This is a genomic window from Actinomycetota bacterium, assembly GCA_030684515.1.
Lineage (GTDB): Bacteria > Actinomycetota > Actinomycetes > S36-B12 > S36-B12 > UBA11398.
Map to the genome: position 1 here is coordinate 308,776 of JAUXVJ010000024.1, position 15,100 is coordinate 323,875.

The following is a 15,100-nucleotide window of genomic DNA, read 5'->3' on the forward strand; positions in this document are numbered from 1 at the left end:
TGCGAACCGCCAGTGTATCGGGGCGGCGGACTAAAGCTGTGTTGCGACGAGGTCCCACAGCGCATCAGCAACAACGGCTTTTGAGGAACGGTCAAAGGACTGGCAATAGCCGTCGGCGCCCAGAATTGTCACTTTGTTCTCAGTTGACCCAAAGACCACTTCTGAACCAACCTCGTTCACCACAAGAAGATCGCAGCCCTTGCGCGCCAGTTTGCTGCGGCCCAATTCGAGCAAGTGCGCTGGGCTTTCAGCGGTCTCAGCGGCAAAGCCAATGATGAGGGGTTTGCCACCGGTGCGCTGCTGGACCAATGAGGCAAGAACGTCGACAGTGGTGGTGAGAGTGAGATGGAGATCACCCGTGAGCGATTCCTTCTTGATCTTTCGCGCGGTCGCCAGATCGGGCTTGAAGTCGGCGACGGCGGCGGCCATCACGATCACATCGGCGCTTTGCGCATGCATGGCCTGATAGAGATCCTCTGCAGACTCCACCCGGACCACACTGACGCCGGCCGGAGGCTCAACGTCCATGTGCGCGGCAACCAAGGTCACATGCGCACCGCGGGACACAGCAGTGCGGGCAAGCTCAACACCTTGGCGACCACTGCTGCGATTGCCGATGAAGCGCACGGGATCCCAGGCCTCCTGGGTGCCACCGGCGCTGATGAGGATCTTCAGACCGGCGAGGTCATTGCTTGGCGTGCGGCGCAGCACATCTTGAACGGCGGAAACAATGGCGGAGGGATCTGGAAGTCGGCCCGGCCCGGTGTCGGTACCGGTCAATCGACCACTGGCTGGCTCCAGCACGATGACCCCGCGCGAGCGCAATTCAGCCACATTGCGTTGCGTTGCCGGATGCGTCCACATCTCGGTGTGCATCGCAGGTGCCATCACCACTGGGCATCGCGCCGTGAGCAGCACATTGGTCAGCAGGTCATTGGCCAGACCATGGGTGGCGCGAGCCAGCAGATCTGCAGTTGCCGGCGCAACAACGACCACGTCTGCCGTTTGTCCCAGGCGCACATGCGGCACCTGATCGCTGGCTGTCCAGACATCGCTGGCAACTGGTCTGCCCGAAAGCGCCGCCCACGTGGGCTCGCCCACAAATTTCAGAGCCGCCTCAGTGGGCACAACAGTGACATCGTGACCGGATTCCGTGAGCCCACGCAGCACTTCGGCTGCCTTGTAGGCGGCAATTCCGCCAGCGACCCCCAGTACGACACGAAGCCGGCGACCCGCAATGGGGGCACCGGCTTCGGAAGAGTTCGGGGTCAGACTGGCTCCTCGATGGGCTCTGAGCTGAGCAGGCCGGCATCGATTTCACGCAAGGCAATGGAGATGGACTTCTCTTGAAGGTGGGTCTCAACCAGAGGTCCGACGTACTCAAGCAGGCCCTCACCGAGCTGGGAGTAGTAGGCGTTGATCTGACGGGCACGCTTTGATGCGTAGATCACCAAGGAGTACTTGGAGTCGGTCTTCTCCAGGAGGGAGTCGATCGAAGGATGGGTAATGCCCTCAGGCCTAGCGGATGTCATGCAGGAATCCTACCAATGATTGGGCTGCCTCCAGCACGTCCGTGTTGACCACGACGTCATCAAACTCCCCCTGAGCAGCCATTTCCACCTGAGCGGCCGCCAACCGGGATGCCACGGACTCATCGGACTCGGTCCCGCGGCCACGCAGGCGTGCTTCGAGCACCTCCCATGAAGGAGGAGCAAGGAATACCAGTCGGGCGTCCTTGGCCGCCGCGCGCATCTGTCGGGCACCGGCGAGCTCAATCTCCAAAATCACCGGAATGCCCGAGTCCCGATGCTGCTGGACTGGCCCTCGTGGAGTGCCGTAGCGATTGCCGGCGAACTGCGCCCACTCCAGCAAAGCCTGGTCAGCGATCATCTGGTCGAACTCCTGATCGCTGACGAAGAAGTAGTGCTCCCCCTCGATCTCACCCTGGCGTGGCTTGCGAGTGGTAGCCGACACGGACAGCCAGACCTCTGGGGCAAGCAGGAGCACCTGTTGCACGACCGTGCTCTTGCCGACCCCTGATGGCCCGGACACCACGACCAGTGGGGCGTTCATTTGGCCAAGGCTTCCACCAGCAGCTGTCGCTGCCTGGTGTTGAGTCCGCCTACTCGACGCGTTTGCGCGATGCCGAGGTCCAGCATCAGCTGCTCTGCTCGGATTGGACCAATGCCCGGAAGTGACTCAAGCAACCAGCGCACACGCAGGCTTGCATATGACGGGTTGATCGTGTCGGCATCAAGGACTGTCAGGGGGTCGGTGACACCGGCCTTCAATGCCACGCGCAGTTCGGCTCGCAGAGTTCGAGTGCGCATTGCCACCTCAAGTGCCGCGGCCCGTTGTTCCGGGGTCCGCACGGGTGCGGGCACTTAAACCTCTACGCCCAGTTGCGAGGCGATGGTCCACGCGGCCTCGGTGAGATCCGCTGCGCCAGTGATCGGACGACCGATGACCAGAAGGTCCGCGCCCGAGGCGATTGCCTCCTGAGGAGTGGCGACCCGCTTCTGGTCGTTGGCGGCCGAGCCCGCCGGACGTACACCTGGAGTGATCAAGACGATGTCATCAGCGACAGCAGCGCGGATTGCCGCGACCTCAAGTGGGGAGCAGACAATTGCGCGCGCGCCTGCGTTCACCGACAGGACAGCCAGTCGAACTGCTGCGTCCATGGATGGTCCCGCCATGCCGATGCTCTCCAGAGTTGCATCGTCCATGGACGTAAGAACCGTGACCGCAACGATGCGGGTGTCGGGCAGGGCAAGTGCTGCGGCCTCGATCATGCTGGCGCCGCCTGATGCATGCACGGTCAGGAATGCGGGTTCCAACTCAGCTACCGCACGCGCTGCGCCAGCGACAGTTGCCGGGATGTCATGCAGCTTCAGGTCAAGGAAGATCTGCACATCTGCCGACCCGACTTCGGATGCGCCAAGGCGTGCGGCATGGACGGCAGCAGCACCATCGCGACAGAAGACTTCAAGGCCGACCTTGAGGGTCGACACCACAGGTGCCACCGCCCGTGACCAGGCGCGCACCACACCGAGATCAGGTGCATCAAGTGCTACGGCGATCGGCGCCCTTGTTCCTTGAGAAGTGTTCGTCACTCTTCTTCCTCAATCACGTCGGGCAGATCTGGACCTCGGTGGCCATAGCCGATGGCCTCACGCAAAGTGGAGAAGCCGCGCTCAGCAAGTGCGATCTCCAATTCCTGCTGCACGCGCAGCGGGGCGGACGGGTCGTGGAAGGTGACCGTCCCAACAGAGACTGCACTTGCCCCCGCGAGGATGAACTGCAGCGCATCCTCGCCATTGCGAATGCCGCCCATGCCCAGGATCGGCAAATGCGGCAAGGCCTGGTGGATTTGCCACACGCAGCGCACGGCGATCGGACGAATAGCTGGGCCAGAAAGTCCACCGGTGATACCACCGAGTGCTGGGCGCAAAGTGTCAAGATCGATCACCATGCCAAGAGTGGTGTTGATCACGGCGAGGGCATCTGCGCCGGCTCGCTCAACGGCATGGGCGATGCTCACGATGTCTGTGACATCGGGCGACAACTTGGCGATGATCGGGGTCTTGATATCCGAGTTGCGTCGCACGGCCTGAATCACATTCGAGGCTGCAGTGGGATCGCAGGCAAAGACATGTCCGCGATCTTCAACATTGGGGCAGGAGATATTGACTTCGATTGCACTGATGTCTTCGACACTTCGCAGCTTGGACGCGAGCTTCGCGTACTCATCAACGCTGCCACCAGCGATCGACACAACAGTGCGGGCACCGCGCTGTCGAAGCCAAGCAAGGTCGTACTCAATGAAGGCGTCGATACCTGGACCTTGCAGACCAATGGAATTGAGCATGCCGCTCGGTGTCTCAGCCATCCGCGGCGTGGCTCGGCCCGAACGCGCAGCCATCATGACGCTCTTGGTGACGATGCCGCCAAGCTCGGTGATGTCGAAGAACTGGTCAAGCTCTTTGCCTGCTGCCGCACATCCTGATGCGGTGAACACAGGGGCTGGCGTTTCGAAACTACCGATGGAAGTTGCCATGTCAACAGCAGGCAACGACGCACTCGGGTCAAGTGGGCCACTGGTGATGAGTGCGCGTGACATCAGTTGCCGCCCTGCGGTGCGCCAACGGCGTCGGAGGGAATCGTGCCGACATCGGCCCAGCGCACTTGGTCGCCCCGGAAGACTGGCCCGTCCACGCACGAACGAACCATGCGGGTGAGCCCGTCTTCGCCGATGACCGGCAGCACGCATGTCATGCACACACCAATGCCACAGGCCATCGACTCTTCAACCGAGGTCTGCACATACACCCCGCGAGCAGCTGCGATTCCAGCGACAGCAGAGAGCATTGCCATCGGTCCGCATGCGTAGATGACGTCTGCGGACGATCGTTGAATGACGTCTTCGAGGACATCGGTCACGCGACCCTGCGTGCCCATGCTTCCGTCATCGGTGGTCACAGTGAGAGTTGAAGCCGCGCGCTTGATTTCAAGAGTGCCGAAGAGCTTCTCCTCGGTTGCTGCTCCCGCGATCACATCGACGCGACAGCCGCGCTCGCGCAGTTGATCGGCGAGCATGAACAATGGCGCCGTTCCGTACCCGCCACCAACCAGGATGCAGTTGGCGGGGTTCTTGGGAAGTGTGAAGGGACGCCCCAGCGGACCAACAATGCTGAGGTTGTCGTGGCGACGACGATCAACCAGCCACTTGGTGCCCTTGCCATGCGGGCCGATCACGATGTCGACCGAGCCGCCGTACACGCCTCTGGATTGCACCTGATAGATCGCAAAGGCCCGACGCAGCAGCAGGGCTGATTCTTCGCCGCCGATGCCGATATTCAGGAAGTGCCCTGGCCGAGTTCGCTCAGCTAATCCGGGAGCAGTCAGCGACAGCACCGTGTACATGCCAGCGCGACGCACATCGAGCACCTGACCGGTGAGCTGCAAAGGGGGCACGGCTACGCATCCTTACGTGAGGCGGCGAGGCTATCGCGATCGCGCTGGCGAAGGCGATTCAGATCGGCTCCGTGCTCCTGCAAGGAGCGCACCGTGGGGACTTCGTGCTGCAGGGAGTCGATGCCCTGCACGACTGCACCCAGTCCCTGCACCGTGGTGATGGAGGGAATCCCCTTGATCACCGCAGCAGTGCGAATCTCGTATCCGTCCAGGCGAGGCCCCACGCCATAGGGCGTATTGATGATCAGCTGAATGTCGCCATTCATGATGGCGTCAACGGTGGTGGGCTCCCCTGCTGGTCCGCGACCCTCATATTGCTTGCGGATCACTTCACAGGGAACGCCATTGCGACGCAGCACATCAGCGGTGCCCGAAGTAGCCAGAATCTTGAAGCCAAGATCGCTCAGCCGCTTCAGCGGAAAGATCGAGGCCCGCTTGTCACGATTGGCCAGCGACACGAACGCCGTCCCTGATGTGGGCAATCCACCCGAAGCCGCATCCTGTGATTTGGCGAAGGCAATGCCGAACGTGTCATCGATGCCCATGACCTCTCCGGTCGAACGCATCTCCGGGCCAAGGATCGTGTCGACTCCGTGGAATCGTCCAAAGGGCAGGACTGCTTCCTTGACGGACACTGCGCAACCCGAAGGCATCGTGCCGCCATCGCCATCGATCGGCAGAATTCCTATCTGACGCAGCGAGGCGATGCTCTCGCCCATCATCACGCGCGCGGCTGCCTTGGCAACGTGGACTGCAGTTGCCTTGGAAACAAACGGAACCGTGCGCGAGGCACGTGGATTGGCCTCGAGTACATACAAGATGTCGGCAACCAGCGCATACTGCACATTCAGCAGCCCGAGCACGCCAACGCCCTTGGCGATGGCCTCTGTAGAGCTGCGAATGCGCGCGATGTCACTTGGGCCCAAAGTGATGGGTGGCAGCGCACATGCCGAGTCGCCGGAGTGAATGCCGGCTTCCTCGATGTGCTCCATGACTCCGGCAAGGAACAGCTCAGTGCCGTCGTACAGGGCATCAACATCGATCTCGATTGCGTCATCAAGGAACCGGTCGACGAGCACGGGATGCTCGGCGTTGATCTCTGTCGAGCGCTCGAGGTAGTCGGCAAGCATGGTGTCGTCGTAGACGATCTCCATGCCGCGGCCACCAAGCACGTAGCTCGGACGAACGAGCACGGGGTAACCGACCTCGTCGGCGATGGCCTTGGCCTGCGGGAAGGAGGAGGCAGTGCCGTGCTTGGGCGCTGGAAGTCCGGCTTCAGCGAGCACCTGCCCGAAGGCGCCGCGGTCTTCAGCAAGGTGAATCGATTCTGGCGAGGTGCCCACGATGGGCACGCCCTCGTTCTTCAAGGCCTGCGCAAGCCCCAGCGGGGTCTGCCCGCCGAGCTGCACGATGACCCCCTTGAGCGTTCCAGCCTGCTGCTCTGCGTGCACGATCTCCAGCACGTCTTCCAGAGTCAAGGGCTCGAAATACAGGCGATCAGAGGTGTCGTAGTCAGTGGACACAGTCTCTGGATTGCAGTTGACCATGATCGTCTCGTAGCCGGCCTCGCGCAGAGTCAAGGCCGCATGGACGCAGGAGTAGTCGAACTCGATGCCTTGGCCGATGCGGTTAGGACCGGAACCCAGGATGATCACCTTCTCGCGATCACTGGGGATCGCCTCGGTCTCCTCGTCATAGGCCGAGTAGTGATACGGAGTCTTCGCCGCAAACTCTGCGGCGCAGGTGTCAACTGTCTTGAAGACCGGGCGGATGCCATAGCTGTGTCGAAGGTGACGGACATCGGTCTCGCTCAGACCGCGCAACTGCGCGATCTGCCGATCCGAGAACCCATGACGCTTGGCCCTGCGCAGAGTTGCAGGATTCAATTCAGCTGCAGCTCGGACCTCGTCGGCGACTTCGTTGATCAGACAGATCTGATCCAGGAACCACGGATCGATCTTGGTGACATCGAAGACCTGCTCTGGTGAGACGCCTGCCCAGAGTGCTTGCTGCACCAAGGAGAGCCGCCCATCGTGCGGACGACCCATAGTTGCCAGCAGCGCATCGACATCGACTTCTTCGCGAGTTGCGGGCCAGGTGAAGATTGCCTCGGCCTTCTCCAATGAGCGCAGTGCCTTCTGCAGGGCCTCGGTAAAGTTGCGACCGATGGACATGGCCTCCCCGACGCTCTTCATCGTCGTGGTCAAGGTGGTGTCAGCCATCGGGAACTTCTCGAAGGCAAAGCGCGGGATCTTCACCACGATGTAGTCAAGGCTCGGCTCGAAAGAGGCTGGGGTCTCCTTGGTGATGTCGTTGGGAATCTCATCAAGGGTGTATCCCACGGCAAGACGAGCAGCGATCTTGGCGATCGGGAAGCCAGTGGCCTTTGATGCCAAGGCGGATGATCGCGAGACTCGCGGATTCATCTCAATGACGATGAGTCGGCCGTCCTGCGGATTCACGGCGAACTGAATATTGCAACCACCGGTGTCCACGCCAACGGCGCGAATGATCTGTATGCCGACATCGCGCATGTGCTGGTACTCGCGGTCAGTCAAGGTCAGTGCCGGAGCCACCGTGATGGAGTCACCGGTGTGCACGCCCATCGGATCCAGATTCTCAATCGAGCAGACCACCACGACGTTGTCGCGGTTGTCGCGCATCAGTTCGAGCTCATATTCCTTCCAGCCCAGGATTGACTCCTCGAGCAGGATCTCTGTGGTGGGGCTTGCCTGCAGACCAGCACCGGCAATGCGGCGCAGATCTGTCTCGTTGTAGGCCATACCCGAACCTGCGCCACCCATGGTGAAGGAAGGGCGCACCACCATCGGATAGCCGAGTTCATCAACCGCGGCCAGGCACTCGTCCAGGGTGTGACAGATCACTGACTGAGCACTCTCCGCACCAATGTCAGCCACGATCTTCTTGAACATCTCACGGTTCTCGCCGCGCTCGATCGCATCGACGTCGGCACCGATGAGCTCGACTCCGTATTTGGCGAGCACCCCGTTCTTGTGCAGAGCAATAGCCGTGTTCAGAGCGGTCTGTCCGCCAAGAGTTGGCAGCAGAGCATCTGGACGCTCCTTGGCGATGATGCGTTCAACGAACTCGGGAGTGATCGGCTCGATGTAGGTAGCGTCGGAGAACTCCGGATCAGTCATGATCGTTGCTGGGTTGGAGTTGACCAGCACCACGCGAATGCCTTCATCGCGAAGCACTCGGCAGGCCTGCGTGCCTGAGTAGTCGAACTCGCAGGCCTGACCGATGACGATTGGTCCGGATCCGATGACCATCACCGATTTGATGTCACTGCGACGTGGCATCAGGCACGCACCTTTCGATTGCTCTGCATTAATTCAATGAACTCGTCGAACAGGTACGCCGAATCATGAGGACCGGCAGCGGCTTCAGGGTGGTACTGAACGCTGAATGCGGGAGTCTCCAGGCAGCGAAGCCCTTCGACCACGTCGTCGTTCAGGCATACATGACTGACGATGGCCTTGCCATACGGCGTGTCGAACTCGCCATCGCGAGGCGCATCAACTGCGAAGCCGTGGTTGTGCGCGGTGACCGCAACCTTGCCAGTGCGCAGATCCTGCACTGGCTGATTGATGCCACGGTGCCCGTATCGAAGCTTGTAGGTGCCAAGCCCCAAGGCACGGCCCAGTACCTGGTTGCCGAAGCAGATCCCGAAGATGGGCGTGCGCTTTGCAAGCACGGCCTGCATGGTTGTGACGGCGTCATCGGCGGTGGCTGGGTCACCGGGACCATTGGAGAAGAACACACCGTCGGGATCAATGGCGTAGATCTCCTGAATCGACGCGGAGGCAGGAAGCACGTGTACTTCGACTCCGCGCTCGGCCAGCCGATGCGGGGTCATCGTCTTGATGCCGAGATCAATCGCGGCAACGGTGAACAGTCGCTCGCCGATAGCTGGCACGACATAGGCCTCATCAGTGCTGACATCGTCAGTCAGGCTCGCGCCGACCATGCCGGGACTGGCCTGCACCTCAGCAAGGAGTTCTTCTGTTGACCTGTTCGCGAATTCGCCGGTGAAAATACCGACCCGCATCGCGCCGCGCTCTCGCAGATGTCGAGTCAATGCGCGAGTGTCGATGCCGCTGATCCCGACAATGCCTTGCGCTGCAAGGGCTTGGGCCAGATCACCGGTGGCGCGCCAGTTGGATGAAAGGCGCGAGGGATCGCGCACGACGTATCCGGCAACCCAGATCTGGCTTGATTCCGCGTCTTCAAGATTGACGCCTGTGTTGCCGATGTGCGGCGCAGTCATGATGACAACTTGACGGTGGTAGGAAGGGTCAGTCAGCGTCTCCTGGTAGCCGGACATGCCCGTGGAGAACACTGCTTCGCCGAAGGTCACACCAGAAGCGCCGTAGCGCTCGCCGTGCATGACGCGCCCGTCTTCAAGTACCAATACTGCTTGTTCGTGAAGCGATGGTTCTACCTGGGTCATGCGATTTTGCCACCTATCACTGTTGGTCGACCTTCAAAGAATGTGTGCACGACGACTCCGGGGAACTCTCGTGCTGCGTAAGGAGTATTCGAGCTCTTGGACGCGAGCTCTTCGGGCACGACTGTCCAGCGGGCATTGGGATCAACCACAACAATGTTGGCAAGCGCGCCGACCTCGATCGAATGCCCCTGCGTGGCAATGCCACCGATGCGAGCTGGACGCACCGACATGCGATCAGCAACTGCGCGCCAGTCCAGAAGTCCAGGCTCGATCATGGTTTCCATGACGACGCTGAATGCGGTCTGCAGACCGAGCATTCCCATTGCGGCCGAGCCCCACTCGCAGTCCTTGTGTTCATGGGGGTGTGGCGCGTGATCGGTGGCAACTGCATCGATGGTGCCATCGGCAAGCGCCTCGCGCAGCGCAAGAACATCTGCTGTGCTGCGAAGCGGTGGGTTGACTTTGTAAACCGGGTCATAACTGGCCACGAGATCTTCAGTGAGCAGCAAGTGATGGGGCGTGACCTCAGCGGTGACGTTGACCCCGCGACTCTTGGCCCAGCGAATGACTTCGACCGAGCCGGCCGTTGAGACATGGCAGGCGTGCAGACGCGAACCGACATGCTCGGCAAGCAGTACGTCGCGAGCGATGATTGCCTCTTCAGCAACCGCTGGCCAGCCGACCATGCCGAGGCGACCAGACAGCTCACCTTCATTCATCTGCGCGTTCTCGGTGAGACGCGGCTCCTGCGCATGCTGGGCAACCACTCCCCCGAATGCCTTCACATATTCCAGCGCTCGTCGCATCAGCAAGGCATCGTGCACGCACTTGCCATCATCACTGAACACGGTGACGCCAGCAGCCGAATTGGCCATGGCGCCGATCTCAGAAAGCTGCGTGCCTTCAAGCCCAACGGTCACTGCACCAACCGGGCGCACATCAACGAGCCCGATCTCACGACCGATACGCCAGACCTGCTCCACGACGCCTGCCGTATCGGCAACCGGATCGGTATTGGCCATTGCGTGCACGCAGGTGAATCCACCAAGTGCGGCAGCCTGCGAGCCGGTTTCGATGGTCTCGGCATCCTCGCGGCCCGGCTCACGCAGATGAGTGTGAAGATCGACAAAGCCGGGAAGCGCAATCAGACCATCAGCTTCGATGATGGTGCCGACTCCGGTACCGGGAGCAAGGATCTCGGTGATCACGCCATCGTTGATGACCAGATCAACGGCATCCTCCCCATAGGGGCGCACCCCCTGGATGACGATCGCGGTCATTCGCTCAACTCCTTTGCCCCACCGAGTAACAGATACAGCACTGCCATCCGAACGCTGACGCCATTGGCGACCTGCTCGACCATCACGGCCTGAGCGCTGTCCGCGACTTCAGCAGAAATCTCCATGCCGCGGTTCATCGGACCGGGATGCATCACGATTGCATGCTCGGGGAGCAGTCGCATTCGGTCACCACCCAGTCCATACAAGCGGCTGTACTCGCGCGCTGTTGGGAAGTAGGCGTCCTTCATACGCTCAGACTGCACGCGCAGCATCATGATCGCGTCGACCTTGGGCAGCACTTCGTCGATGTGATAGCTGACCTCACATGGCCACTTCTCGATGCCGATCGGCAGCAGAGTCGGTGGCGCAACGAGTGTGACTTCGGCTCCAAGAGTCTGCAACAGCAGCACATTAGATCGCGCAACTCGGCTGTGCAGAACATCGCCGACGATGCCCACCCGAACGCCATCAAGATCGCCTTGTCCATCGCGCAGATGCCTGCGCATCGTGTAGGCGTCAAGCAGGGCCTGCGTTGGGTGCTCATGCGTGCCATCACCGGCGTTGATGACTGAGCCGCCAATCCAGTCGGCGTGCGCAAGGCGATAGGGCGCACCGGAATCCCAGTGTCGAATCACCACAGCATCCGCGCCCATGGCCTCAAGGGTCAAAGCCGTGTCCTTCAAGCTCTCACCCTTGGACACTGAAGAGCCTTTGGCCGCGAAGTTGATGACATCGGCCGAAAGGCGCTTGGCAGCCAGTTCAAAGGAGATGCGAGTGCGGGTGGAGTCCTCGAAGAACAGATTCACCACAGTGCGACCACGCAGAGTCGGCAGCTTCTTGACACTGCGATCCGACAAGGCTGACATCTCAGCAGCAGTGTCGAGGATCAGCAATGCCGCATCACGATCCAGGTCGCCGGCGGAGAGCAGATGACGCATCAGGCACCTGCCCCATCGGCGATCTCAACGGCGTCGGTGCCATCGAGTTCGCTCAAGCGCACAAACACCTGCTCAGTTGACGAGGTGGGAATGTTCTTGCCGACGTAGTCGGGCCGAATCGGCAGTTCGCGATGCCCTCGGTCAACGAGCACCGCCAAGCGCACCGCAGCTGGACGACCGACATCGTTGAGCGCGTCAAGCGCAGCGCGGATCGTGCGACCTGAATAGAGGACGTCGTCGACAAGCACCACGGTCTTGCCATCGATGCCACCCGAGGGGATCGATGTGGGCTCAAGGGCGCGCGGAGGCTGTAGACGCAGGTCATCGCGATACAAGGTGATGTCCAGCGCCCCAACCGGAACTTCGACGCCTTCGATATCTGAGATCGCAGCGGCGATGCGCTGCGCGAGATAGACGCCTCGGGTGGGAATGCCAAGGATCACCAGGTCGGATGCGCCTTTGGCCTTTTCAACGATCTCGTGGGCGATGCGGCGGCTGGCTCGGGCGATATCGTCGCCGGAGAGCACGGTCCGAAGATCGTGCGCGCGTGCAGAGTCCATGTGGACCCCCTTCCCCGCCTCACAGGACGGGCTTAAAGGATGTCGAGCAGTGCTGACTCTAGCGCTCTTGAGACCCAGTCCGTAATCGGGCCGCGAGGCTTCCCAGATCGTCGAGTTCACCTGAAGCAACAGCAATCACGAGGTCATAGGCCTCATCGTTGGTGAGCGTCAACTGCCAGCCGTTGACGCCAAGAAAGGCTATGGCTCCTGCAAGCGCTAGACGCTTGTTGCCGTCGACTAAGGCGTGATTTGAACAAATCGATTGAAGAAGCGCCGCAGCTTTGGTGTGAATGTCGGGGTAGGCGTCTTCACCGAAGAGCACGGTCTGTGGTCGCGCCAAGGCAGACTCAAGTAGCCCTGCGTCGCGGATCAGCACCTGCTGCCCGATCGCCCGCTCGGCGACTAGTAGCAGCTCGTCCAGGGTCAGGTAGATCACTGACCGAGCCGCTCCAAGGCTTCTGCATATCGGGGAAGTTGTTCACTGAGCACTTGTTCGAGCAAAGAAGCACGGCTCGTCCGCTCGATGTACTCGCGCACGGCTGTCGTGACGATCTCCTGCTGCGAGCGGTGCTCCAGGGAAGATTGCTCTGCCAAGGCACGGGCGTCCTGCTCATTGAGGCGCAAGGTCATAGCCATGCATCGATGCTACCACTTCTGGTACCAGTCCTTTCAGCCTCGTCGAGCCTGCTGTGGAAGGATCACGTCCGTGACAGAGAAGTTCTACGGGCACTTTCCCGACCGCGTTGCTTGGGACTTGCCCTTGTCAGATACGACCACTGAAGCCTCCGGCGGCTTTCACACCTTCTCGGCCACCGACATCACCGGCAAGGCTGCTGCACTGACGCGCAGTGGCGAACTTGGCCTTTCGGTCAGTCGCTATCGCGCAGAAGGCGGCGAGAACGGATTACACTCCCACCCCGGAGATTCCATTTGGTACGTCATTGATGGCGAAGCCACCTTCTGGGCTGCCGATGACGTGCTGCTCGGTGAGTTGAAGGTCAATGACGGCATCATGGTTCCCGGCGGCGCGCCCTATCGCTTCAAGTGCACCACCGACGCCGTGCTGCTTCGCTTTGCACCAGGACCCCCACCAAAGCGATGAGCACCGACCGCGCATTCGTGGACTACGTGTTGGAGCAACTGTCTGCGCGCGATATGCGTGCGAATCCGATGTTCGGTGAGTACGGGCTCTACTGCAAGGACAAGATCATCGGATTGATCTGCGACAACACCATGTTCATCAAGCCAACTGATGAAGGTGTGGCATTCGCTGGTCGCATCGGCCGCGGTGAGCCCTACCCCGGAGCCAAGCCGCAATTGAAGATCAGCAAGGCCAAGCTTGCAGATACGGACTGGCTGGAACAGCTCGTGGGCATCACCTACGCCGCGCTTCCTGCTCCCAAACCGAAGAAGCCCAAGGCAGCAAGGAAGAACTAAACGCCGGAGCCGCGGCCTGAACTGCCGATGCGATGCACGCGCATGCCGTTGGTGGTGCCTGGCACACCTGGTGGCACGCCAGCAACAATCACCACGCGCTCCCCTGGTGCGACGCGTCCGATGTCCAGCAGCGCCTTGTCGACCTGCATGACCATGTCATCGGTGTGCTCGACCTGAGAGACCAGGAAGGTCTCCACTCCCCAGCACAGCGCCAGTTGGCTGCGGACCCGCGGATCCGGTGTGAAGGCCAGCAGCCTGGTCGCACTGCGCCAACGGGCGATGAGTCGAGCCGAAAGTCCGGTTTCGGTGAAGGCGATCAAGTGAGTGGCATCGACATCGTCGGCGACCATCACGGCTGCGTGCGTCAGTGCGCGATTGGTGGAGCCCGCGCGCGGCTCATCCAGTCCAGGCAGGCGCCCAAGTGCTTCGCCTTCGACGTGCTCGATGATGCGGGCCATCGTCTGCACAACGGTGTTGGGGTGCGCGCCAACACTGGTCTCACCGGAAAGCATCAAGGCGTCGGCACCGTCGAGCACTGCGTTGGCGACGTCGCTAGCTTCGGCTCTTGTTGGGCGCTTGGCGCTGATCATGCTGTCCAGCATCTGGGTTGCAACAATCACCGGCTTGCCTGCTTCACGGCACATATGAATGGCGCGCTTCTGCACCAGCGGTACCTGCTCAAGAGGCAGTTCGACGCCAAGATCTCCACGGGCCACCATCACGCCATCAAAGGCGTTGATGATCTCCTGCAGGTTCTCAACGGCCTGTGGCTTCTCAACCTTGGCCAGCACCGGGATGCGCACGCCCTCCTCGGCCATGATGGCGTGGACGTCTTCAATATCGGTTGCGCTGCGCACAAAGGACAGCGCGATCATGTCGCAGCCGATGCGAAGGGCCCAGCGCAGATCACCGCGGTCCTTTGCCGACATTGCCGGGACGCTCATAGCAGCGCCGGGAAGATTGAAGCCCTTGTGATCTGAGACTCGGCCACCTTCTACGACCCGCGTGATGACTCGTGGGCCTTCAACGCGCACGACCTCAAGTGCGATGCGTCCGTCATCGACCAGCACACTGTCGCCGGGGTGCACATCCTGGGGAAGCCCCAGATAGGAAGTCGAGACGATGAACTTGTCACCGGGCACTTCTTCAGTGGTGACGATGAACTCCTCACCTTCGGTGAGCAGTACCGGGCCTGCAGCAAATCGGCCAAGGCGAATCTTGGGACCCTGCAGATCAGCAAGGACGCCGATGCCGCGGCCAGATTCATCTGCGGCTTGGCGAATCAGGCGATAGACCGACTCATGCTGCTCGTAGCTGCCGTGGGAGAGATTCAGCCGTGCGACATCCATTCCGGCTTCCACAAGTCCACGAATGGCTTCAATGTCGGCGGTAGCCGGGCCCATCGTGGCAACGATCTTTGCCCTGCGCATGCTCATG

17 protein-coding genes are annotated in these 15,100 nt (G+C 61.0%); 2 read left to right on the plus strand and 15 right to left on the minus strand.

The annotated features are described in order from the left end of the window. Nucleotides 1-30: 30 nt before the first annotated feature. Genes coaBC through Q8M73_10385 form a run of 14 tightly spaced genes read right to left on the minus strand, consistent with a single transcriptional unit; the run spans nucleotide 31 to nucleotide 12,856 of the window. Nucleotides 31-1,272 carry a bifunctional phosphopantothenoylcysteine decarboxylase/phosphopantothenate--cysteine ligase CoaBC gene (gene coaBC, locus Q8M73_10320; GenBank protein ID MDP2288944.1) on the minus strand — a complete coding sequence of 414 codons (1,242 nt, stop codon included), beginning with the start codon at nucleotides 1,270-1,272 and terminating at the stop codon, nucleotides 31-33. Then, nucleotides 1,269-1,532: a DNA-directed RNA polymerase subunit omega gene (rpoZ, locus tag Q8M73_10325; GenBank protein ID MDP2288945.1), complete on the minus strand. Its 264-nt coding sequence runs from the start codon at nucleotides 1,530-1,532 to the stop codon at nucleotides 1,269-1,271. The genes coaBC and rpoZ overlap by 4 nt, the downstream gene beginning before the upstream one ends. Continuing rightward, on the minus strand, nucleotides 1,519-2,073 hold the full coding sequence (gene gmk / locus Q8M73_10330; protein ID MDP2288946.1) for a guanylate kinase: 555 nt from the start codon (nucleotides 2,071-2,073) through the stop codon (nucleotides 1,519-1,521). Before gmk ends, rpoZ begins: the two co-directional genes overlap by 14 nt. Beyond that, the gene (gene mihF, locus Q8M73_10335) at nucleotides 2,070-2,384 is read right to left on the minus strand and encodes an integration host factor, actinobacterial type (GenBank protein MDP2288947.1); all 315 of its coding nucleotides are present in this window, start codon (nucleotides 2,382-2,384) and stop codon (nucleotides 2,070-2,072) included. The genes gmk and mihF overlap by 4 nt, the downstream gene beginning before the upstream one ends. Next, nucleotides 2,385-3,113: an orotidine-5'-phosphate decarboxylase gene (gene pyrF / locus Q8M73_10340; protein MDP2288948.1), complete on the minus strand. Its 729-nt coding sequence runs from the start codon at nucleotides 3,111-3,113 to the stop codon at nucleotides 2,385-2,387. It abuts the gene before it with no gap. After that, on the minus strand, nucleotides 3,110-4,120 hold the full coding sequence (locus Q8M73_10345) for a dihydroorotate dehydrogenase (protein ID MDP2288949.1): 1,011 nt from the start codon (nucleotides 4,118-4,120) through the stop codon (nucleotides 3,110-3,112). Before Q8M73_10345 ends, pyrF begins: the two co-directional genes overlap by 4 nt. Then, nucleotides 4,120-4,923, minus strand: coding sequence for a dihydroorotate dehydrogenase electron transfer subunit (locus Q8M73_10350; protein ID MDP2288950.1), 804 nt, complete (start codon nucleotides 4,921-4,923; stop codon nucleotides 4,120-4,122). Before Q8M73_10350 ends, Q8M73_10345 begins: the two co-directional genes overlap by 1 nt. Before the next feature lie 53 nt (nucleotides 4,924-4,976). Next, entirely contained in the window at nucleotides 4,977-8,297 is a 3,321-nt protein-coding gene (gene carB, locus Q8M73_10355) for a carbamoyl-phosphate synthase large subunit (protein ID MDP2288951.1), read from the minus strand. Continuing rightward, nucleotides 8,297-9,448, minus strand: a complete 1,152-nt coding sequence (gene carA, locus Q8M73_10360) for a glutamine-hydrolyzing carbamoyl-phosphate synthase small subunit (protein MDP2288952.1) — start codon at nucleotides 9,446-9,448, stop codon at nucleotides 8,297-8,299. Before carA ends, carB begins: the two co-directional genes overlap by 1 nt. Continuing rightward, complete coding sequence (locus tag Q8M73_10365) at nucleotides 9,445-10,728, minus strand: dihydroorotase (protein MDP2288953.1); 1,284 nt, start codon at nucleotides 10,726-10,728, stop codon at nucleotides 9,445-9,447. The genes carA and Q8M73_10365 overlap by 4 nt, the downstream gene beginning before the upstream one ends. Further along, nucleotides 10,725-11,669 carry an aspartate carbamoyltransferase catalytic subunit gene (locus Q8M73_10370; GenBank protein MDP2288954.1) on the minus strand — a complete coding sequence of 315 codons (945 nt, stop codon included), beginning with the start codon at nucleotides 11,667-11,669 and terminating at the stop codon, nucleotides 10,725-10,727. Before Q8M73_10370 ends, Q8M73_10365 begins: the two co-directional genes overlap by 4 nt. Continuing rightward, the gene (pyrR, locus tag Q8M73_10375; GenBank protein ID MDP2288955.1) at nucleotides 11,666-12,226 is read right to left on the minus strand and encodes a bifunctional pyr operon transcriptional regulator/uracil phosphoribosyltransferase PyrR; all 561 of its coding nucleotides are present in this window, start codon (nucleotides 12,224-12,226) and stop codon (nucleotides 11,666-11,668) included. Before pyrR ends, Q8M73_10370 begins: the two co-directional genes overlap by 4 nt. A gap of 58 nt (nucleotides 12,227-12,284) precedes the next feature. Beyond that, entirely contained in the window at nucleotides 12,285-12,662 is a 378-nt protein-coding gene (locus Q8M73_10380; protein ID MDP2288956.1) for a type II toxin-antitoxin system death-on-curing family toxin, read from the minus strand. Next, complete coding sequence (locus Q8M73_10385; GenBank protein ID MDP2288957.1) at nucleotides 12,659-12,856, minus strand: hypothetical protein; 198 nt, start codon at nucleotides 12,854-12,856, stop codon at nucleotides 12,659-12,661. The genes Q8M73_10380 and Q8M73_10385 overlap by 4 nt, the downstream gene beginning before the upstream one ends. A gap of 76 nt (nucleotides 12,857-12,932) precedes the next feature. On the opposite strand from Q8M73_10385, the gene Q8M73_10390 reads away from it, so the two are divergent. Continuing rightward, nucleotides 12,933-13,328 (plus strand): cupin domain-containing protein, encoded by a 396-nt coding sequence (locus Q8M73_10390; GenBank protein ID MDP2288958.1) that lies wholly within the window; start codon nucleotides 12,933-12,935, stop codon nucleotides 13,326-13,328. Next, nucleotides 13,325-13,663 (plus strand): TfoX/Sxy family protein, encoded by a 339-nt coding sequence (locus Q8M73_10395; GenBank protein ID MDP2288959.1) that lies wholly within the window; start codon nucleotides 13,325-13,327, stop codon nucleotides 13,661-13,663. The genes Q8M73_10390 and Q8M73_10395 overlap by 4 nt, the downstream gene beginning before the upstream one ends. Here the strand turns inward: Q8M73_10395 and pyk are convergent. After that, a complete protein-coding gene (gene pyk / locus Q8M73_10400; GenBank protein MDP2288960.1) occupies nucleotides 13,660-15,093 on the minus strand; it encodes a pyruvate kinase in 1,434 nt (477 codons plus the stop codon). The two genes, Q8M73_10395 and pyk, sit on opposite strands and share 4 nt — an antisense overlap. Nucleotides 15,094-15,100 lie beyond the last annotated feature (7 nt).

Bases quoted from the DNA above. Each gene is read 5' to 3' on its own strand.
- Q8M73_10385 (MDP2288957.1), bottom strand. From the start codon at position 12,856: ATGACCTTGCGCCTCAATGAGCAGGACGCCCGTGCCTTGGCAGAGCAA.
- pyrR (MDP2288955.1), bottom strand. From the start codon at position 12,226: ATGGACTCTGCACGCGCGCACGATCTTCGGACCGTGCTCTCCGGCGAC.
- Q8M73_10395 (MDP2288959.1), top strand. From the start codon at position 13,325: ATGAGCACCGACCGCGCATTCGTGGACTACGTGTTGGAGCAACTGTCT.
- gmk (MDP2288946.1), bottom strand. From the start codon at position 2,073: ATGAACGCCCCACTGGTCGTGGTGTCCGGGCCATCAGGGGTCGGCAAG.
- carB (MDP2288951.1), bottom strand. From the start codon at position 8,297: ATGCCACGTCGCAGTGACATCAAATCGGTGATGGTCATCGGATCCGGA.
- Q8M73_10350 (MDP2288950.1), bottom strand. From the start codon at position 4,923: ATGTACACGGTGCTGTCGCTGACTGCTCCCGGATTAGCTGAGCGAACT.
- rpoZ (MDP2288945.1), bottom strand. From the start codon at position 1,532: ATGACATCCGCTAGGCCTGAGGGCATTACCCATCCTTCGATCGACTCC.
- pyk (MDP2288960.1), bottom strand. From the start codon at position 15,093: ATGCGCAGGGCAAAGATCGTTGCCACGATGGGCCCGGCTACCGCCGAC.
- Q8M73_10365 (MDP2288953.1), bottom strand. From the start codon at position 10,728: ATGACCGCGATCGTCATCCAGGGGGTGCGCCCCTATGGGGAGGATGCC.
- Q8M73_10345 (MDP2288949.1), bottom strand. From the start codon at position 4,120: ATGTCACGCGCACTCATCACCAGTGGCCCACTTGACCCGAGTGCGTCG.
- carA (MDP2288952.1), bottom strand. From the start codon at position 9,448: ATGACCCAGGTAGAACCATCGCTTCACGAACAAGCAGTATTGGTACTT.